Genomic DNA, 19,963 nt, shown 5'->3' on the forward strand with positions numbered 1-19,963 from the left:
AGAGTGAACTGAGGTGATTTTCTGATATGTATAATGAAAAGATATCAATCAAATATAAATTAGCTGAAAAAGAAGTACTCATTCCATTGAGTGCTTTTTTGTTTGTTGGAATGTTTTTAATCGCTAATTTTTTACTTAACTTATCTTTAGAGCTGATAGAAACAACATTTAGTGATTTATTGCACCCCAAACCATTTCATATGGAGATAGGATTTCTTTTTCAAATGCCGATTGCAGAGCATCCAATTTACTACATGCTTGTTTTCCTTGTAGTGATTGGAACCATTGCAAGAACGGTGTACAAATTGAAATCTTCCTTTAAAAACTTAAATAATCATCAGAAAGGATCTAGTCGTTTTACAACAGTTGAAGAGTTGAAAAAGCAATACCGAGCTGTACCAGAACGAGAGGAATCATTTAAAGGTGGCGGTGGTGTTGTTATATCTCGATTAGGTGACAAGGTATTTATTGATGATAGCCCGGTAAACAATTTAATCATTGGTACAACACGGTCTGGTAAAGGGGAAACTTATGTATTTCCTACAATTGATGTCTATTCTAGAGCGGAACATAAACCATCCTTAATTTTTAACGATCCAAAAGGTGAGCTCTTCAGTGCATCGAAAGAAACACTGGAAGAACGAGGCTATCACATTGAAGTTTTGAATTTGTTAAACCCACTCGATTCTATGAGCTACAACTTGTTGCAGCTCGTCAAAGATGCCTATAAAGATGGGGATTATTCAACGGCACAGGCATTATGCAAAACACTCTCACACACTTTGTATTACAACCCAACTGTAAAAGATCCTTTTTGGCAACAGTGCGCTATGAGTTTGTGTAACGCCATGATTTTAGCAGTCACAGATAAATGTATTGCGGAAGGTACAGAAGAAAAAATCACAATGTATGCAGTTGCAAATATGTTATCAGAACTTGGTTCGAAAGAGGTAATCGTAGATCCGGAAGCAGATCCACAAAATGCATTAGATTTATACTTTGAAGGCTTACCAGCGGATAGTGTTGCGAAAATGCAATATGCAACCTCAAACTTCTCGAAAGGAACGACACGAGGCGGAATTTTCACCCAAACAATGAACGGACTTTCTATTTTTACATTTGATGAAATCGCTAAAATGACAGCGAAAAATAGTGTGGATTTAAAACGTGTAGGTTTTGGAAAAACGATAAAAGGAAAAGTCACACCTAGAAAACGAGTAGAAATTGTATTTCCAGATGGTTCAAAGGAGTCTATTAAAGCAGATATTAAAGGGCGTTTTGCATTAGATTTTAAGAAAGTAATAAAAATTGGCGATACCATTCAATGTAATGAAAAGGGAAATAAGAAAAAGAAAACATCTATTTCCATTACGAAAATAGATGAAAAGACGGGTCATACAGAATTTGAAGTAATAGAAGAAAATGAAGATATACAAGTAATAACAGTAGATTATTTCGATAAACCAATTGCTATTTTTATGATTACACCTGATTATGATACTTCAAATCATGTCATTGCTTCTATTTTTGTAAGACAGCTCTACTTCATATTAGCTAAGGGTGCATCCCTTGCTAGGGATAATGAGTGTCATCGTGAAGTAGTTTTTTTACTTGATGAATTTGGCAACATGCCGAGTATAGAGGGAATGGCAACGTTAGCAACGGTTTGTTTGGGAAGGAATATCCGTTTTAATCTTATCATTCAAGCATATTCACAACTGAAAAATAAATATGGTGAGGATGCAGATACCATTGATGGAAACTGTGGGAACACCATCTACATTCTAACAAACGATCAAGAAACAGCCGAAAAAGTGTCCAAAAAACTGGGGAATAAAACAATTAACCTACCTTCCCGAAGTGGAAAAGGTCTTTCTACTGATAAAAATAAAACGGAAGGTCTAGATCAACGACCATTGTTAACACCGAATGAACTAATGAGTTTTAAAGAAGGGGAAAGTGCCGTTATTCGTGTGATAAAACGTCAAGATAATGAGCGGAAACGAATTAGACCACGACCAATTTATAATACAGAAGAAACAGCCTTAAAATATAGATGGGAATATCTCGGAGTAGAATTTGATACAGGTAAGTCCATTTTAGACATAGATATTGACTCCCTACATGATGATGTAGAACCTAAAGAACTCATTGTTGATTTTCTTGGAGAAAGAAAGGAAGAACAAAGTGAGAAAGAAACATCAGAACAAGAACAAGAAGTTTTTTCACCAGTAGAGACACCGCAGCCAGTAGAAGAACCAACAATGATGGGAATTGATGAAGATATTTCGGAAGAGGCATTTCAGCAGGTAGATAGCCCGTTTGATTCCCTCTCCATTGAAAATTGGAAAGAAAAAACGGTTAATGAATTTTTCGAATCTGATTTAGCGGTTTTGAAACTGGTTGATAAGTTCTTTTTAGCACAGTTAGGGAAATCAATAGATGAGGTTGGAAATCAAGAAATGGGCGAGTTTTACAGTGAATTTCAAATGTTAGCTCACAATGACCACATCGACAAAAGTGTTTATCAAGCAGTCGAAAACAAGATTAATCGAATCTTACGTGATTTAGAAGAAAAAGAACAAGTGACGAGTTAGAAAAGCACTCAAATGATTGAGTGCTTTTTTGAATCCAAACTAAAGGAGGAAGAGGGAATGTGCGTACCGACAATAACGGATAAAATGCAAATGATTTTAGATAGTTACTCGCCGTTTGTAACAGAAGAGAATGAGGTCATTCTTGGTCTAGAAGATGCGGTTCTTTTCCTTTCAGTAGATCGGGAACAAAAAGGGAAATTGATTATTCGTATCGACAGACTAAATGAAAGGGTGAATTGGACAGCAAAGGAAGTATTAGGGCAGTAGCAAGCATGAGAGGAGGGTAAATAGTGAAAGATGAAGAGATTTTAAAAACTATAGAAGCGTTCTCGGATTATCTTCAAGTAGGAGACATCGTTAATTATGTATTCCGTTGGATAGGATGGTTTCTAATTGTAGGCTTATCTTTAGTTGTAGATGCTTTAGAAGGTGTGACCGATGCCATACTGGGGATTAAAGGATTCTTTAATTCACCAGAAATACAAAATTTTGTTGATATGTTATATCCATTGTTTGTCGTTCTTTTAGCCATATCGTTTTTATATATTGGCTACATGTTCATTATGAACAAACAAATGAACCGTTCTCAAATTATCATCAATATTTTTGTAACACTGAGTGTACTTTGTTTATTAAGTACTGGTATGACAAAGGTTGATAAGTTCACCGATGATGCCATAGCAGTTGTAAAATCAGAACAAAAAGGTTCTTTAAGTGATGAAATTATTAAGAAGAACATAACAGATATAGCAGTAATAGATGAAAATAAATGGAAAAAGAAAGAAGACATGAATCCAAAAAATCATATTCCAGAAAAAAACATTAGACAGATTGATATTACAGAAAAGATTGATTCGGATTTTGAGTTTGCAAAAGATAAAAAGTTAACAGATGATGGACAGGAAATCTTAAAAAATAAAAGAGTAATGGATGGGTTAGGAGTTGCATCTTTAGCAGAATTGAAAGATGGTTGGTTTGATTTCTTCCCCGAAAAGTATTATCGCTGGCATTGGAATTTTTGGAATATATTCTTTACCTTACTGATAACAGGTGCAACGTTGTTATTGGTAAGTATTAAGTTAGCTAGATTATTTTATGAATTGGCATTTAACTATTTGTTAGCGAACATATTAGCACCAGCCGATGTTGCGAATGGTCAAAAGTTAAAAGCTGTATTATCCAATATCCTCAATATATTTATAGCAACAATTATGATATTCCTATCATTAAAGCTATATATAATGGGAACGGCGTTTCTCCATGACAAATTAAATGGTGTACCGTATCTGATTGCATTAGCCGCATTTAGTATGGCAGTTCTAGATGGCCCGGCAGTCGTAGAAAGGCTATTTGGAATAGATATTGGATTAAAGAGCAGTTGGGGCATGTTAGCAGGTGGTTTCGCACTGGGGAAAGGAATTGGCGCTCTTGCAAATTCAAAACCAATGAAGGGTCTAGGAAATATGATTGGAAAAGGAGCGAAAGGTGCAGCGGAAGGAACTGGTGTTGCGGCAGCTAAAACAGCAAGTGCGGCAGCAATGGCAACAGGTGGCATGGCTGGTCTTATAAGTGGCTTGAAAAAAGGGAATGAGTCCGAAAATAAAGAGTCCTTGCAAGATCAAATGAAAAAAGCAGATCAGAAAAAAGCAAATGGAAATGATTTAGCAAATAAAGAAAAAGAAAAAGGTAACTTAAATAAGGAAGAAGATAAAAAGAATGGTGGTACGCCATCTATTCAAGAAGATATGAAAAAAGAAGGGAATGAAAACCCTGGGGTAGCAAATGGGCAAGAATCGGGAACAACAAGCCTTCAAGATGAAATGAAAGAATCTGGAAAAGAAAATGGAGCGAGTGAAGGAAATCAAACAGCAGGAGGAGTAAGACGAGGAGCAAGTGAAGGAAGCCAAACACCAGGAACAGTAAGACAAGGGGCGAGTGAAGGAAATCAAACACCAGGAACAGTAAGACAAGGAACAAGTGAAGGAAGTCAAACACCAGGAACAGTAAGGCAAGGAGCAAGTGAAGGAAGTCAAACACCAGGAACAGTAAGACAAGGAGCAAGTGAAGGAAATCAAACACCAGGAACAGTAAGACAAGGAGCAAGTGAAGGAAATCAAACACCAGGTTCAGTAAGGCAAGGAGCAAATGAAGGAAGTCAAACACCAGGAACAGTAAGACAAGGAACAAATGAAGGAAGTCAAACACCAGGAACAGTAAGACAAGGAACAAGTGAAGGAAGTCAAACACCAGGAACAGTAAGACAAGGAACAAGTGAAGGAAGTCAAACACCAGGAACAGTAAGACAAGGAACAAGTGAAGGAAGCCCGGCACCAATGGAAACATCAAGACCAGTACCAAGTGGAAGTAGCCCGGCACCAGTAGAAGCATCAAGACCAGTACCAAGTGGAAGTAGCCCGGCACCAGTAGAAGCATCAAGACCAGTACCAAGTGGAAGTAGCCCGGCACCGATGGAAACATCAAGACCAGTACCAAGTGGAGGAAGCCCGGTACCAGTGGAAACACCAAGACCAGTACCAAGTGGAGGAAGCCCGGCATCAGCCGACATCGTAACGGTGACACATAGTAGCCCGATTATTCCTTATGAAAGTGATAAAGAAGTGGCAGCAAGTAGAAGTCAAGAAACACGGACATTAGGACAATATACAACCGATAAAGTTAAACATACGACATCATCCATGAAACAAAAAGTAAAAGGAGTGCAAGAACGAATTAATAATACTGAAACGGTACAAAATACAAAACGTTTTTATCAAATGGGTCAAAATACGGGTAAAAGTTGGAGAGATATCGTGAACAAAAATAAAAATAATACGGATAAAAAATAAGCGTAATCGTACGCTTATTTTTTATTGTCGAAAAGGAGGGAATCCCGATGAGAAGCTATCGGATTCCGAAGGAAATCAGTACAGAATTACGGATTAATAAAGTGCTTTATTTAATAGATTTCTTTTTATTAATTGGTTTATTAGTTGTAACGATGATTCTTAGGAACTTCGTACATGATTCTTTTCAATTACCATTTCTTATTTTCATGGCAGCTATTGCAATTATCATGATATGGCGACCAAGTACGAATCCTCAAAAACGAATGTATGAAGTGTTGATTATTACATTGCTAAGAAGAAAAGGCGCATATTGTGCCATTGATAACGATCAATAAGGGAGGGATCACATATGGCGTTATTCAGTGAAAAAGATGTAGAGAAAGAAAAGCCGAAACAAATAGAAAGACCGAAAAAAAAGGCATTTCTTTTTAACGAAAAAAATGTAAAGGAATCAATTTCTGAACCAAAAGAAATTGTTAAGGTAGTGCCCAACGAAAAGAAAGAGGAAGAAAAACCAAAAGTAGAAACAAAAGTAAAAAAACAGAAAAAGGAAAAGCCGAAGAAAGATGTTTTGAAAAAGAAAAACCCAAAACTTTTAGGCTTTTTCTCTAGAAAAAAGAAAGAAGTATCACCAAAGGTAAAGAAAAATATTGCGGAAATTATGCAAATCGTAGACATGACGGAGGATGGAATATTTGAGCTAAAAAATGAGGGGTTTTTAGAAATTCTTCAAGTCGAAGGTGACGATATGTTCTCTAAGAATAGCGACGAACAAGCATTTGTTATTTTCTCACATGCTTATTTTTATCAAGCCTACAAACAGTCAATTAAACTTGTTTTTTTAAACTTCCCATGTCAAACAACCGAACAACAACGATATATAGAGAAGAAAATTAAAGAATGTACCAGTCCTTTGTATGAACGAATTTTAAATCAGAAGTTAAAAGAACTTCAGTTTTTAGAATGGGGAAGAACAAATCGGGAAGCCTTCTTATTTATTTACGGAGAAACGGAATTGATCGTAAAAGAACGTGTGGATGCAGCAAAACGATATATCAAGCGCTCTACCGAACTATTAGAGGTGGATGAAGAGAAGAAGTTAGAGCTTATGTTTAAATTGTTTAATCAAAACGCAAAATTGGGAACGAAAAATATATGGTAGTGAGGGGGAAACAATATGTTTGCGTTCAAAAGTAAAAAGTCGAAAAAAGAAAAACAAGAAGAACTAAAAAAGAAAAAAGGTTACAACCCTTATTTAGTAGCTAGAGTTCAGCCACAAGGGGGAATCAGTTTTAAAGAAAGTTATGTGCAAACAGGTGATGGATTTGCTACTTGTATTCATATCTATGATTATCCAACAGAGGTAAATGATTTCTGGCTAGAGCAAATTATGAATATGCCAAATGTGATCACAACATTAGATGTAATGAGTGATGATCGAAAAGAAGTCGTTGAATCGATTAATAAATCCATGAGTGAACAAAGTGTAAGGCATGATACAGCAAAGGATAATATAGATCGGATTGATGCAAAAAATGAATTTTTAGAGCTGGAAGCTCTCTATACGGATTTGAAACAAGGTGAGGTCATGAAACGTATTCATATCCGTATCTATGTTTCCGCTAGAACTTTAGATGAGCTAGAAAAACAAGTAAAAGAAATCATGGAAACATTAGAGTCTTATAACTTTCGAGGAGCTGTCTTTTTAAATGAACAAGAGTATGAATGGGATGCACTTGTAACGAGCTTTGATACACAAAAAAATTATGTGAACCGAAGAAAAGGAAAAGAAATTCCGGCAGTCAGTTTGGCTGGTGGATGTCCATTTCACTATTCTTATTTGAACGATCCATACGGTACGTATTATGGGACAACGAAAACAAAAGGAAATGTTATTTTTGATATTTTTCATAAAGACAAACAAAGAAAGAGTTATAACGGTGTAATGGTTGGAAAGCCTGGTGCTGGAAAATCAACCTTACTGAAAAAGAAAGCTGTGGATTATGCAAGTAAAGGACATTTTATCCGTATTTTTGATATTGTAGGTGAATTTGAGGAAACAGTACGTGACTTGAATGGGAAAACAATTGCATTAGACGGATCACAAGGTCAAATTAACCCACTTCAAGTATATAAGACAGCAGAAAGTGAGGAAGTTAGTTTCATTCAGCATTTATCCAAAGTGACAACTTTTTATCGTTTTATTGCGCCAGAAGCAAAAGATGATGAAATTAAAGAGTATGAAAATTTACTTCGAAAATTATATATTCGTATGGGATTATGGAATGATAAAAAGGGAGCAACAAATGAAATTACAACAAGAAAACCGAAAGAATATCCGATTTTCTCTGACTTTTTAATGTTTGTTCGCAAAGAATTATATCATGATGTAGAAAGTAAAAAACACCATGAAAATTTAGGAGACAGTAGAATCCATCGCTTAGAATTAATTGAATTAAATCTTATGAACCTAGTAGAAGTGTATGCGCAATTATTCGATGGACATTCTACAATTGAAGATTTCAAGAAAGAACAAGTTGTATCTTTTTCCTTACGGAATATATCCAGTTCTAAACCAGAAGTATTTCAAGCGCAAATCTTTAATGTGTTAAATCTCCTTTGGGATGAAATGATTTCAAATGGTGCTCCTCAATTAAGAGCCTTTAACAAAAAGCAAATTGCTTTTGAAGATGTTGTACGATACTTCATTATTATCGATGAGGCACATCATATAATTAACACTCGAAAAGAAAGTGCTCACGCCTTGCAATTTTTAATTAAATTTAGTCGAGAAGATCGAAAATATTTTGCAGGTCTTTTATATGCAAGTCATACAATTCGAGATTTTGTACCGGAAGGATCTTCACAAGAAATGATTGATGAAATTAAAAAGCTCTTTGAACTTACACAGTACAAATTTATTATGCAGCAAGATAATAACAGTTTAGATATGTTACGAAAAGTATTTGCAGGACAGTTAAGTGAAAGTGAAATTGCAGCGATTCCGCATTTGCCAACAGGGGATGTCATCTTAAGTATTGGGGCTGTAAAAAACATTCACTTCCATGTAGAAGTAACGGACGAAGAATTGATGTTATTCGGAGGAGGTGCTTAATACCATGCATCTAGTTTTAAAGATTATACCAAAGAAATGGCTCATCACTTTAGCACTAATTGTGATGGGTCTTTTTTCTTTTCTCTTACTTGGAGTTATGAGTATTTTTATTGCGGCAATGGGCGGAGAGAGTGGAACAGACACGGGTGATATTACGTATACAGGTGAAGGGCAAGTCATGAACGTTTCGCCCGAAGTTTTGAAATGGGAACCTACGATTCGGAAGCATGCAAAAGCCTTTGGCGTGGAACCGTTTGTCGCTTTAATGCTTGCTCAAATGATGCAAGAGAGCGGAGGACGTGGTAGTGATCCGATGCAATCATCAGAGGGTGCATTTAATACGAAATATTGTAAATCACCAAACTGTATTACTGATCCCGATTACAGCATATGGGCTGGCGTACAGGAGTTTAAACATGCGATAGAAAGAGCTGGTGTAACGAGTCCTGGTGACATGGATCATATCAAAACAGCCCTCCAAGCGTACAACTTCGGAACAGGATTTTTTGATTTTGTTGGTGCAAATGGTGGTAAATATACGAAAGAAATAGCAATCAAATTTTCACAACAACAGTATCAAAAAGTAAAACATACTGGCATGTATCATTGCCTTAGACCAGAAGCTGTACCGTATCAAGCGTGTTATGGCGATATCCTGTACGTCGATGCGGTTTTGAAATATTATCAACCGGGGTCTGTCGTTTCTGGTGGTGGAGGAAATCCAGGAAGTGGAGGAAGTAGCGGTTCAAAAGTTGCCGATGTAGGTCGTCAATGGATAGGGCGTTCTACATATGTATTTGGTGGTGGACGTAACACAAATGACATTGCAAGAGGGATTTTTGATTGTAGTAGTTTTGTACGCTGGGCATTCGAACAAGTAGGGATGTATACCAGTCCAATAGGAGCTGTAAGTACGGAAACATTAAATAAAATCGGTACAAAAGTATCAGCAAATGATATGAAACCGGGTGATGTTATTTTCTTTGATACCTATAAACATGACGGGCATGTTGGCATTGTAATTGATAAAAACACATTCATTGGATGCCAAACAAATAAAGGTGTTTCCATTGAAGATTTAAATAATCCGTATTGGCAAAAAGTCTTTTCTGGTCATGTAAGAAGGTTCTAAAAATATGAAAAAGTAAAGGGGAAATTACAATGAAATTAATAGAAGCACCAGTTAAGGGATTTGAAAATGCAGTTATAAAACCATCGAATTATTTGATTGAAAAAGATGGTGATAATTTTCTATTACATCGGGAATTGAAAGCAAACGAGATAGCACACTTTATAGAGCACAATATATTTGACTATGAAGGGAAAACATATTTATGGGTGGTAGCAAATTTCCCTTCAGAAGAAGCGGCTAAAACAGGAATACAATCCTACTGGAATGCTACTAAACAACTAAACGATATTACGAAGTAAAGGAGGAATGGATATGAAAGATAAACGAAAATCTTTGTTTATTGTGTTTGTCATTTTAGTTGTAGGTGTGACAGCTTTTAATATCTATTTGAGCAAAAAATCAATGAGTGATGGAAAGGAAAAACAGTTAAAACTTTCAAATGAATTACTAACAAAACAAAATGAAGATTTAAAAAAACGACTGGATAAGGTGCTTCCATCCGCACAAGAACAACAGAGAAGAGCGTACTTATCGACAGCCGAAACGTTTATTCAATTATCATTTCATCGAGAAAAAGAAGGCTACAATGAGCGAAAAGAAAAAGCAAAATCCATTATGAGTGAAGAACTATTACAACAATTTTATCCAACTGATAAATACGAATTAGGAGATACGTATAAAACGAAACCAATAGAAATGAAGTTTTATTTACAAGAAAATGAACCCGATAAAGAGGAGATAAATGTGTTAGCTGAATTTATAAATGTCACGACAGATTCAACGCAAAATCGAGAAGAAAAAGTAAACAATGTGTTGCGAATCATCATAAAAAAAGAAAAGGAAACATGGCGAGTTACGAGTGTAGAAGAACTCAATATGAAAGTTTTATAACGAAAAAAGGTGGGGTGAGAGTGTGATAGGTGCAATTAGTAAGAAGAGTGAAAGAATCAATCTAAGAAAAAATAAGTCGTGGATCTACTTAGCAATTATCAGCTTTCTATTTTTGGGTTTTTTCGCTTTCTTGACATCTAAATTTTACATGCCGAACGATGAAAGATTGTTCCATACGGAAACAAATAAAGTAATTAAGTTGTCGGGAATGGGGAAATTGATTGTAGAACAAAGGGAATACAATCCACACAAAAACTTTATACAAATTCGCTTTCGGATAGAACGATATGAGGAAACAGGATTTATATTTAAGGCACAGCAAAAAGCAAATCCAGGTGTTCAGTTACCTGTCAAAGTATTGTATGAAGAGAACGGAAATTACGTAGTAGAAGTAAAGGAATTATCTCCGAATTGGGGAGCGCTAGCTTTTGATATTTATAATAAAAACAGTGAAAACGAACAAATGGATATTCGTAAATTCACACAAGATGTTAACGAATATGAAGAAGAAAATGCATCAACAAAAAGTCCGAATAAACTTGTTCAGTCGATTTTTACCGATCAAAGAAAAACAAAAGCAAATGATGAATTGTTAGCTGAAGACAAAAAAACATATGAGTTAGATTTTATAGAAAGAGACAAAAAAGATATTGAAACAAAGATCAAAAATTATGGAAAAGCAATCAAACTGGAAGAAGAAAATGCCAAGACAGTTTATGAAAAAGTAAAAGAACTAAAAGATGAAATGAAGTATCAAACCGATGCGGAAAAAACGGAAACGCAATCGAAAATAGCATCCTTAGAATCAAAAATAAAATCATCAGATAAGAACGTGGAATTGTTTAAAGGAGAACAAAAAATTGCACGAGATAAGATCAAAAAATTAGAGCAAAAGGCACAAGAAATTAATAAAAAGTAAAAATAGTCATGTCATCAGTGAGTACTCACCAGTGAAATTTGAGTACTCATTGAGTGCTCATCTGTTGGTTTTTATATCATCAGTGAGTACTCATCAGTTTAATTTGTGTCATCAGTGAGTACTCACCTAGAGGATTTTCTTGCCCCCATCGTTTCGCTAGGCTCCGCCTAGCCCCACACCCTCGGTGGGGGCAGAAACCCCTTATGCTCTTCTCACTATTTTTTGAACTCTACCCAGAATTACAGAAAGGAGCGGAAATTGTGAATCTAAAAATAAGAGATATAGATCCAGTTGCCTTAAAGAAAATAGATGAAATCGCAAAAAGGAAAGGAGTATCCAGACAAAAATTTTTGAAAGCTCAAATTGAAATGTTGGCATTTTTTCAGCAACAAAATAAAAGGGAAATGGAATTAGAAAATCTCATTGAAAAGAATATCCATATGATGAGTGATTGTTATAGCGCGATGGAAAAAATGAATGAGTTTATTCAAATGATGATGCAGGATGTTGAAAATGAATAATGCCGTTCCTGTTCAGTCTTCCGTCACACCAGGTGTTGTTTTAAAAACGAAATTTGTGTTGCCAAGTTCGGATGCATTTCAGAACTATATTGATTATGTAGATCGGGAGGAAGCGAAAAGTGAAGTGAAGCTGAATCCGAAAATGTTCGAAACGTATCAAGACTATATGGGGAATTCAGAAAAGACATCGGCACTATTTACGGAACACGCAAATCGTTTAACAGAAAGTGAAAAAAAGTCCTTAAAGGAAATGTTTAAAACCGCCCATGAGAATGGAAGTATCATGTGGCAAGATGTCATTTCTTTTCATAATCCCTGGCTAGAGAAACAAGGAATTTATGATGAGAAAACAAAAACATTGGATGAAAAAAAGTTAATGGATGTAACACGGCTTGCGATGAAGGAAATGCAAAAAAAAGAGGGGTTGGAAAAAAGCTCTATCTGGTCGGCAGCCATTCACTTTAATACGGATAATATTCATATTCATGTAGCAACTGTTGAACCTTTTCCAACGAGAGAACGTGGCAAAAGAAAACCCAAAACATTGGATGCGATGAAGGGGAAAGTCGTAAATAATTTGTTAGATCGAAAGCAGGAACAAAAACAAATTAATGATCTGATTCGAAACAATATGGTGGGAAAGAAAAAAGAGGATTCCGTTTTTGATTGGCGCAATCAACATTTGAAACCGTTGTTTTTACGAATTTATAAACAGTTACCAAGTGATAAAAGACAGTGGCAATATAGCTACAATACAATTCAACCATTGAAGCCGGAAATTGATGAATTAAGCAGTCGATATATTCAACATCATCATAAAAAAGATTACGATCAGTTTCTCCAAAAATTAGATAAAGAAGTGCAAGTTTTTAAAGAAGCATATGGGGAAGGAAAGTATGATAAGAAGCAATATGAAAATTATAAAACGAATAAAATCAATGACCTATATAAAAGAATGGGGAACGCCTTTTTACAAGAAATGAAGGCATATGATAAAGAACAAAAGAGAATCCATCACATGAAAAAGTCAAAGCCGTTTCAAAAATTTCAACAGAATGTATCTATTCAGTATTCTATGAGGAAAGTGGAACGTGCTTTTAAAAGTGAATATGAAAGCTGGAAGAACCAAAAGTATTATGAGCGTTTGCAAAAAGAAAGTGCATACCAAAATGAGAGGGGTTATTAAATGAGTACAATTAGAAGACAGGTAACGATGGATCAAGAGACAGAGGATTATTTAAAGGATTACATGGAGGAACACGGAATTCGATATACAGGGGAAGCAATGGGAAGAATTTGCAAGGAACATGAAGCAGCCAAAAATACAGAATGGTCATTAAATTATATAACGGAAGTGGTATCGAATAACTTACACGATGTGTTAAAAAGTGAGCTAACAAAAATTCGTCTTGGTGCCAATAGTGCGGATAGAAATACGCAAATTTTAATTGAGTTATTAAACGGTTATTTCTTTTTAGAGGGCGTAGACAGCATTATTACGACTGATAAACAGGAGATGGAAAGTGTGAAGATGGCAAAGAAAACTGTGGAAGAACGAATTAGTCATGCAAGGCAAAAACGTTTAGATCATGAGGCATCAAAGAACAATGTAACGTAAGCTACATTGTTTCTTTTTATAAAAAAACAGGAGGTTATTTAGATGTTATTATTTCGTGAAGATATCGCATTAGGAGTCATTAAAGAAATTGGAGAAGATGAAATTGTGTTACTTGTAAAAGAGGAAGAACTAACAATTAAAATTACAAGAGAACAAGTGAGAGAACTAGCAATCCATGTCATGAATCAAGAAAATATGTTAGTGCCGGTTAATGTAAAAACTCATGAGCTTTTCTTTGATACAGCTGAGAGATGGAATGAAGAAGAAATGGAGGAATTGCAAAAAGCGAGTGAAAGAGCAGGAGAAGATCATGAGTAAAAGTTATAAGAAAAAGTATCAAACGAAATCACCAGAAGAAAAGAAAGAAGCGGTGCAAGCTTTAACAAAAAAGATGGAAAAAAGCGTAGAAGGTTATTTCCGTACACCGGGAGATTTAAAAGAATATTTAACGTTTATGGCAAAGTTTTATCACTATTCACCATCTAATATTTCATTAATACAGAGTCAATTCGAGGGAGCCAGGGCAGTGGGTTCCTTTTCTTTTTGGAAAGAAAAAGAATTTCCGGTTAAGAAGGGTGAGAAAGGAATTAAAATCCTTGTTCCAAACCGAACTGTAGCAAAGTTCAAAGACAAAGAAGGCACTTGGAAAACAGTAACTAAAGCAAGTGAGGAAGAGAAAAAACAAATCGAATCTAAAAGCGTAGAAGTGATACCTGGTCGCTTATATTTTGCTATTGGTCATGTGTTTGATGTGTCGCAAACAAGCGCAACAGCAAAAGATCTACCTCGTATTTTTCCGAATCGTTGGCTAGAAGGAAGTGTTACAGATTATAAGAGTTTGTATAAAGGAATGGAAGCCATTGCGGAAAAAAACGGTATAAAAATTATTGAGCCGAAGCAAGAACTTGGGGTCGCAAAGGGAGTTAGTTACACCTTAACAAAAGAGGTTGCTTTGAATCCACGAAACAGTGAATTACAAAATGTAAAAACACTTCTTCACGAATTAGCACATGCCAAACTTCATACAGCAGAGACACATATGAATTACACAGCACCAGAAAAAGAGTTTCAAGCAGAAATGACAGCTTACGCTGTTTCTTCTTATTTTGGGATTGATACAAGCGAATATTCGTTAGGATATTTAGCGAGCTGGACACAAGGAAAAGAAATGAAAGATAAAACTAAGTTGTTGAAAGAAGTACATGAAACTTCGATTGAATTTATTGAAACAATTGAAAATACGTTAGAAAAGGAAAAAGAAAAAACGAATGAAAAGGGAGTAGATAATATGTCAAAACAAGTGTCTGAATATGAAAGAGATAATTTTGAAATTTTGACAGGTATTCAACAAGATGTGCAGCGCAATATTAATGAAAAGTTAGGATTAAATTTCGAAAGACAATGGGAAAACTACGAAATTCAATTGTCAGAAGATGGACGGATAATTGAAGGGATTTATCCTAATATGCGATTAACTGTAGGAGAAATGCATGCAATTGTTAATCAATATGGGACTGAAACAGAGAAACAAAGTATAAATAAAATTACAAAGAATTTGGAGTTTTTTCACGAAATGGATGAGTATGAATATCCGGAGTTGGTAAATAAAGAAGTATTAAAAACTCCAATTGCGAAAGTTACTTCTAACTCAAGAGGGGATATGAACGTAGAGTGCCTTTCTGGGCGTATAGAAGATAAACGTGGGTTATTTAAATTTGATAATGCTATAAGTCAAACGGTGAATCAAATCAACCATTCTATTTCAGAATCACATAACGATATTATGACAACTAGAAATGAAAAACAGGATGAAAAAAATATTTTATTGGTGGAATACATGAGTTTAAGTAACACGACACAAGAACTCGTTTCCGTTAACCAGTTAAGGGAGCAAGCAGATAGAAATCGAGCGTTTGAACCTGTAAAAGATGCAGAAAAATTGAGTGATAAAGAATTTATATATGCATTTAACGAGGCAAATCAAGAAAAGTATGCAGCACTAAATCAGAATGAAATTAATCGACCAACTATGCTAGTTCAATGGAGCGACAACGAAAATTTTAAGAGTAATCAACTGATCCCATTTGGAGAAGCCAATGAAAAAATGGCTGAAGTCATTTCAAGTATTGAAAAAGCAAGAGAAGAAGCTAGAGAAAGAGGTCAAACCATCCCTTACGATCAAGCTCGTTATCATATTGCCATTCCAAAAGAAGTCGATAGGGATTTTGGGAGAATGGAGCTTATGAGTATGGATCGTATGAATATGGGGGATGGGGACTACAAGACACCATATGAGCAAGTATTAAACGAGAAAAGGTATCTATCAGATGAAGTGAAACAAGCGTTACGAGATGAAGTAGTGAATTATAGAAATAATAAAGAAATACCGATGGAGAAAACACAAGAAAATACATTAGAAAGCTTGAAAGATGCACCTACTCATTTAGTTACAATTGAAGTGTTGGCGAAGGATATGCAAGATGAAGAAGTTGCAAGAATCCACATGATGGATGGCGTTACGAAAGATATTAATTATTTATCGGTATGGAACGGAGATAAAACAAATCCAGAAGATTTATATGTTTCCTTAATGGAGAAAAATGGAGAACGAGAAAATGTCTATTTGGATAATATTTTGAAATCAGATTTATATGAAAAAGTTCAAGACTCTATTTTTGATGGAAAAGGGAATCAATCATTTGTAATTCATGAAAAGGATGCGAATATGAGCCTGGATGAAATCGTAAAAGATGAACGATATGGAATTTTAGTTGATAAGGCAGAGGAACAAAAAGATCCTTCATTTAGTGAAAAAGAAGTGGAATTGTATAAAGAAATGAAGAAAGAGGGCTATGCACCTATTGCCTCTTTAGATCAACAAATTCAGCCTTCAAAAGAAAAAGAGTCAACTACGTTAGATAAGGACTTAAGCCGAAAATTCGAAGCATACAGACGTTCACAATATGAAGAAACACCAGATGATATTGATAGTATTGTCACTCGTGTAAAAGCTGAAGAGCGGTATTATACAACAAAGTATGTTTCGATTGATAATGAGCTGGTAAGCCAGGAACACGTTGTGAAATTAGAAAACCAGGTGAATGAGAAGCTTGGGAAAGAAGGTATAACGGTGAATCAGTCTACAACTTCAAAGGAAATGGATGTAGATAAAAAATTTCAGCCATTAAACGGAAAACAAACGAATAGTAAAGAAAAAGACAAAGACAAGGAGCCAGAGCCTGGTAATGTAGAGCAGTCGAAGGCTACAAAGAAATCAAGTAGAAAAAAAGAAACAATGGAAATGGAACGATGAAAAATTTTATAACAGGAACACCAGATTAAATCATTTTTTGTTACTCAATTGAGAAAACGGAAAGTGATTTTTTTATATCTAAAAATGAAAGAGGGTAAAAGGAAAAGCCCTCTTTCTTGTTTGTAGAACGAAAGGAGTGAACGTCATGAATGTATGGCTGTTTGGGGGCTGTATGTTCCTTGTAGCTGTCTTTTTGAACATGTTGTTATTATTTGGTCACAGAATGATAAAAAAGCGGAGAAACAAGAAATGGAAGCGTGAAACTGAAATTACAGATTAATAGGAGGTATTACGTATGGGGAAAACATTGTTTATTGCAGAAAAGCCGAAAGTAGCTGTTGAATTATTAAAATCACCTAGATTTAGAAACTCACAAAAGCATCCAGGAAGCAAGCCATATTATGGCTACTATGAAAATGAAAATTACATTATTAGTTGGTGCCGAGGGCATTTATTAGAACTAAAATATCCGGAGGAAATGGATGAAAGATACAAAGAATTTAATTTTAATCACTTGCCAATTATTTTAGAGCCGGAATATAAAGCGAAATCAGATAGTCTTGAACAAATTGAAATACTGGTTAAGTTGTTAAATCGTCCCGATGTAGATCATGTGGCAAACGCTTGTGACGCGGATAAGGAAGGTGAGCTTATCTATCGTGAAATAGTTGAATATGCAGGTGTGAACAAGCGAGAATCTCGCCTTTTTATCTCTTCCTATGAGGCCGCAGAGTTAGAGGGAGCATTGAACCGATTAGAACCAGGAAAAGACTATGAAGCACTTGCTCAATCGGCTAAAGCAAGGCAATACCTGGACTATATTTTAGGAATTAATGTTACGAGAGGCTGTACATCAAAACTAGCAAAAAACCAATTCTTATTGGCTTCTGGTCGTGTTCAAATGTGTATCTTGAATGAAATCCGTCAAAGGGAAATTGCAATTCAAAACTATAAAGAACAAACCTATTACAATTTGAAGCTACTAACCGAAAATGGTTTATCACCAGTAATGAAAACAGAAGAACAACTGATAGATCCATCGCCACTACAAAAGCTTGGAGATAGCTTGAAAGGAACGGATGCAATCGTAACGGAATTTAAAGAAAGTACGAGAAAAAAGAAACCAAAATTATTGTATAACTTAACTGACATTTACAAAGATGCTCACGCCAAACTGAAGATAAATGCGGAAACAGCAAAGAAACATATTCAGAGTTTGTATGAAGAAGGTTTTATTACTTACCCTCGCTCTTCATCTAGGCATTTACCTACTGAACAAGTGGAACGAGTTAAGGAAGTAATGGCAGCGTTAGAAAAAAGCTCCTATGCAAATCTTGTACAACAAGTAATCCCATCTTCTATTACGAAAAAACACTCTACATTTAATGATGAATTAGTCAGTAGTCACTTTGCCATCATCCCAACAACAAAATTATATGTCGGGACCAACCGAAATCCATTAGAAAAACAGTTATATGACTTGATTGTAAAACGATTTATCGGGAATTTTATGAAACCAGCAATCTATCTGGTGAGAGAAGTACATTTTATAGATCAAGAGGGCAACACATACAGTACAAAAGAAAAGATCCTACAAGAGAAAGGGTTTCTAAGTGTGTTTCAAGAGGATATAGAAGAGGGATCAGTTGAAGCATTTCAGATACCTATTTTACGAGAAGGAGATTCTTTCAGAATCGTTCAGTATGACTTGATTGAGTCTCGAACCAAGAAACCAGCCTTTCATACGGAAAGTTCCATTTTAACCTTTATGGAGACAGCAGGGCGTAAATTAGATGATGAACATTTGAAAGAACTTATGAAAGGAAAACGGATTGGGACAGTCGCAACGGAAGAAACGTTTATTCCGAAATTGTTAGAGCGAAGCTATATTGATGTTACCAACAGTCAGATTCGAACCACTAATATTGGTCGTGCGTTTATAGATGCTTTTCCGGTAGATGAAATCAAAAATCCAGCTTATACGGCTGAAATGGAAGGGATGATCTACATGATCGAAAAGAAAGAAATGAAATATGAGGAATTCGTAGAGCAAACAAATACGTTTGTAAAAGACACGGTGGAACAATTAGGCGCAATGGATGATAAGGTGTCGGATAGCATTATTAATACTTGGAATCAACAAATTGAAGTGTGTAAATGCCCTTGTAGAAAAGGAAAAATCCTTCATAAAGGCAATTTTTACGGGTGCAGTAATTATCCGGAATGTGGAATCTCCTTACCGAAAAAAATTAAAGAAAAAGCGATTCCGGAAGCGCAAGCGAAAAAGCTGTTCGAAGATAAGAAAACAGATCTTTTAAAAGGATTTAAGTCCAATGAGAAAGAGTTTGCCGCTTATTTAGTGTTACATGAAGGAAAAGTAAAATTTCAGTTCCCAACACAAGAGGAGCTGTCATTTGGTAAATGTCCAAAATGTAAAAAAGGGGATATGCTTCATCGTAAAACATTTTATGGATGTACGGAGCATAAAAATGGATGTGATTTTATGTTACCAGCCAAGATGAAAGGGAAAACAATCCCTGGTAATCAGATGAAAAAGCTAATTCAGTATAAAACAACCGATTTTATAAACGGCTTTCAAGGAGAAAAGGGAGAATTTACAGCAGCTATCTATATGGAAGCGGACGGAAGTTTGAAATTCCGTTTTCCAACGACTGAAGATCGTACCATTGGTAAATGTCCATTGTGTAAGAGTAGGGTTCTTGTAGGGAAAAGTAACTACTTATGTGAGAAATACAAAAAAGGCTGTGACTTCATTATTTTTGGTACATTCTCTGGGAAAAATTTAAGTAGTAACCATGTGAAAAAGTTATTAGAAAAGAATGTAACGGATCAGATTAAAGGGTTTATCTCGAACAAAAACGGGAAGAAATTTGACGCTCGTTTATCATACAGCGTACAGGAGAAGCGATTAAAATTCTTATTCGGCAAATAAAAATGAAATGTATCAACTATAAGTAGCAAAAGAGGACTAGGAAACGGAATAGTCCTCT

At 35.4% G+C, this 19,963-nt stretch carries 17 protein-coding genes; all 17 read left to right on the forward strand.

Going from position 1 to position 19,963, the window contains the following annotated elements:
- Nucleotides 1-26 precede the first annotated feature (26 nt).
- Entirely contained in the window at nt 27-2,597 is a 2,571-nt protein-coding gene (locus tag NSS74_RS26290; protein ID WP_201035040.1) for a VirD4-like conjugal transfer protein, CD1115 family, read from the forward strand.
- 57 nt (nt 2,598-2,654) lie between these two features.
- Nucleotides 2,655-2,864, forward strand: coding sequence for a hypothetical protein (locus tag NSS74_RS26295; protein ID WP_002090849.1), 210 nt, complete (start codon nt 2,655-2,657; stop codon nt 2,862-2,864).
- Nucleotides 2,865-2,887: 23 nt separating this feature from the next.
- Complete coding sequence (locus tag NSS74_RS26300; RefSeq protein ID WP_340814605.1) at nt 2,888-5,443, forward strand: pLS20_p028 family conjugation system transmembrane protein; 2,556 nt, start codon at nt 2,888-2,890, stop codon at nt 5,441-5,443.
- Nucleotides 5,444-5,490: 47 nt separating this feature from the next.
- Nucleotides 5,491-5,778 carry a DUF5592 family protein gene (locus tag NSS74_RS26305; protein ID WP_002090859.1) on the forward strand — a complete coding sequence of 96 codons (288 nt, stop codon included), beginning with the start codon at nt 5,491-5,493 and terminating at the stop codon, nt 5,776-5,778.
- Nucleotides 5,779-5,792: 14 nt separating this feature from the next.
- Entirely contained in the window at nt 5,793-6,605 is an 813-nt protein-coding gene (locus NSS74_RS26310) for a hypothetical protein (RefSeq protein ID WP_340814607.1), read from the forward strand.
- 15 nt (nt 6,606-6,620) lie between these two features.
- Nucleotides 6,621-8,558: a VirB4 family type IV secretion system protein gene (locus NSS74_RS26315; protein WP_085313573.1), complete on the forward strand. Its 1,938-nt coding sequence runs from the start codon at nt 6,621-6,623 to the stop codon at nt 8,556-8,558.
- A 4-nt stretch (nt 8,559-8,562) separates the two neighbouring features.
- Nucleotides 8,563-9,690 carry a bifunctional lytic transglycosylase/C40 family peptidase gene (locus tag NSS74_RS26320; protein ID WP_085313574.1) on the forward strand — a complete coding sequence of 376 codons (1,128 nt, stop codon included), beginning with the start codon at nt 8,563-8,565 and terminating at the stop codon, nt 9,688-9,690.
- 29 nt (nt 9,691-9,719) lie between these two features.
- On the forward strand, nt 9,720-9,989 hold the full coding sequence (locus tag NSS74_RS26325) for a hypothetical protein (protein ID WP_044440889.1): 270 nt from the start codon (nt 9,720-9,722) through the stop codon (nt 9,987-9,989).
- Between the two features lie 13 nt (nt 9,990-10,002).
- Nucleotides 10,003-10,581, forward strand: coding sequence for a MerR family transcriptional regulator (locus NSS74_RS26330; RefSeq protein ID WP_078214260.1), 579 nt, complete (start codon nt 10,003-10,005; stop codon nt 10,579-10,581).
- A 22-nt stretch (nt 10,582-10,603) separates the two neighbouring features.
- On the forward strand, nt 10,604-11,500 hold the full coding sequence (locus tag NSS74_RS26335) for a hypothetical protein (RefSeq protein WP_201035047.1): 897 nt from the start codon (nt 10,604-10,606) through the stop codon (nt 11,498-11,500).
- A 260-nt stretch (nt 11,501-11,760) separates the two neighbouring features.
- A complete protein-coding gene (locus NSS74_RS26340) occupies nt 11,761-12,021 on the forward strand; it encodes a hypothetical protein (protein WP_002094785.1) in 261 nt (86 codons plus the stop codon).
- Nucleotides 12,014-13,207 (forward strand): MobP2 family relaxase, encoded by a 1,194-nt coding sequence (gene mobP2, locus NSS74_RS26345; protein WP_061674695.1) that lies wholly within the window; start codon nt 12,014-12,016, stop codon nt 13,205-13,207. The genes NSS74_RS26340 and mobP2 overlap by 8 nt, the downstream gene beginning before the upstream one ends.
- Nucleotides 13,208-13,639: a hypothetical protein gene (locus NSS74_RS26350; protein WP_340814611.1), complete on the forward strand. Its 432-nt coding sequence runs from the start codon at nt 13,208-13,210 to the stop codon at nt 13,637-13,639.
- A gap of 42 nt (nt 13,640-13,681) precedes the next feature.
- Nucleotides 13,682-13,957, forward strand: a complete 276-nt coding sequence (locus tag NSS74_RS26355) for a hypothetical protein (RefSeq protein WP_340814613.1) — start codon at nt 13,682-13,684, stop codon at nt 13,955-13,957.
- Nucleotides 13,950-16,952 (forward strand): LPD25 domain-containing protein, encoded by a 3,003-nt coding sequence (locus NSS74_RS26360; protein WP_340814614.1) that lies wholly within the window; start codon nt 13,950-13,952, stop codon nt 16,950-16,952. The genes NSS74_RS26355 and NSS74_RS26360 overlap by 8 nt, the downstream gene beginning before the upstream one ends.
- A gap of 145 nt (nt 16,953-17,097) precedes the next feature.
- Nucleotides 17,098-17,232 carry a hypothetical protein gene (locus NSS74_RS26365; RefSeq protein WP_340814615.1) on the forward strand — a complete coding sequence of 45 codons (135 nt, stop codon included), beginning with the start codon at nt 17,098-17,100 and terminating at the stop codon, nt 17,230-17,232.
- Nucleotides 17,233-17,247: 15 nt separating this feature from the next.
- On the forward strand, nt 17,248-19,905 hold the full coding sequence (locus NSS74_RS26370) for a type IA DNA topoisomerase (RefSeq protein WP_340814616.1): 2,658 nt from the start codon (nt 17,248-17,250) through the stop codon (nt 19,903-19,905).
- Nucleotides 19,906-19,963: the final 58 nt, after the last annotated feature.

It is taken from the genome of Bacillus sp. FSL E2-8868 (assembly GCF_038005505.1).
Lineage (GTDB): Bacteria > Bacillota > Bacilli > Bacillales > Bacillaceae_G > Bacillus_A > Bacillus_A mycoides.

Bases quoted from the DNA above. Each gene is read 5' to 3' on its own strand.
- NSS74_RS26370 (WP_340814616.1), top strand. From the start codon at position 17,248: ATGGGGAAAACATTGTTTATTGCAGAAAAGCCGAAAGTAGCTGTTGAA.
- NSS74_RS26355 (WP_340814613.1), top strand. From the start codon at position 13,682: ATGTTATTATTTCGTGAAGATATCGCATTAGGAGTCATTAAAGAAATT.
- NSS74_RS26330 (WP_078214260.1), top strand. From the start codon at position 10,003: ATGAAAGATAAACGAAAATCTTTGTTTATTGTGTTTGTCATTTTAGTT.
- mobP2 (WP_061674695.1), top strand. From the start codon at position 12,014: ATGAATAATGCCGTTCCTGTTCAGTCTTCCGTCACACCAGGTGTTGTT.
- NSS74_RS26315 (WP_085313573.1), top strand. From the start codon at position 6,621: ATGTTTGCGTTCAAAAGTAAAAAGTCGAAAAAAGAAAAACAAGAAGAA.
- NSS74_RS26320 (WP_085313574.1), top strand. From the start codon at position 8,563: ATGCATCTAGTTTTAAAGATTATACCAAAGAAATGGCTCATCACTTTA.
- NSS74_RS26310 (WP_340814607.1), top strand. From the start codon at position 5,793: ATGGCGTTATTCAGTGAAAAAGATGTAGAGAAAGAAAAGCCGAAACAA.
- NSS74_RS26360 (WP_340814614.1), top strand. From the start codon at position 13,950: ATGAGTAAAAGTTATAAGAAAAAGTATCAAACGAAATCACCAGAAGAA.
- NSS74_RS26290 (WP_201035040.1), top strand. From the start codon at position 27: ATGTATAATGAAAAGATATCAATCAAATATAAATTAGCTGAAAAAGAA.
- NSS74_RS26305 (WP_002090859.1), top strand. From the start codon at position 5,491: ATGAGAAGCTATCGGATTCCGAAGGAAATCAGTACAGAATTACGGATT.
- NSS74_RS26365 (WP_340814615.1), top strand. From the start codon at position 17,098: ATGAATGTATGGCTGTTTGGGGGCTGTATGTTCCTTGTAGCTGTCTTT.
- NSS74_RS26325 (WP_044440889.1), top strand. From the start codon at position 9,720: ATGAAATTAATAGAAGCACCAGTTAAGGGATTTGAAAATGCAGTTATA.
- NSS74_RS26350 (WP_340814611.1), top strand. From the start codon at position 13,208: ATGAGTACAATTAGAAGACAGGTAACGATGGATCAAGAGACAGAGGAT.
- NSS74_RS26295 (WP_002090849.1), top strand. From the start codon at position 2,655: ATGTGCGTACCGACAATAACGGATAAAATGCAAATGATTTTAGATAGT.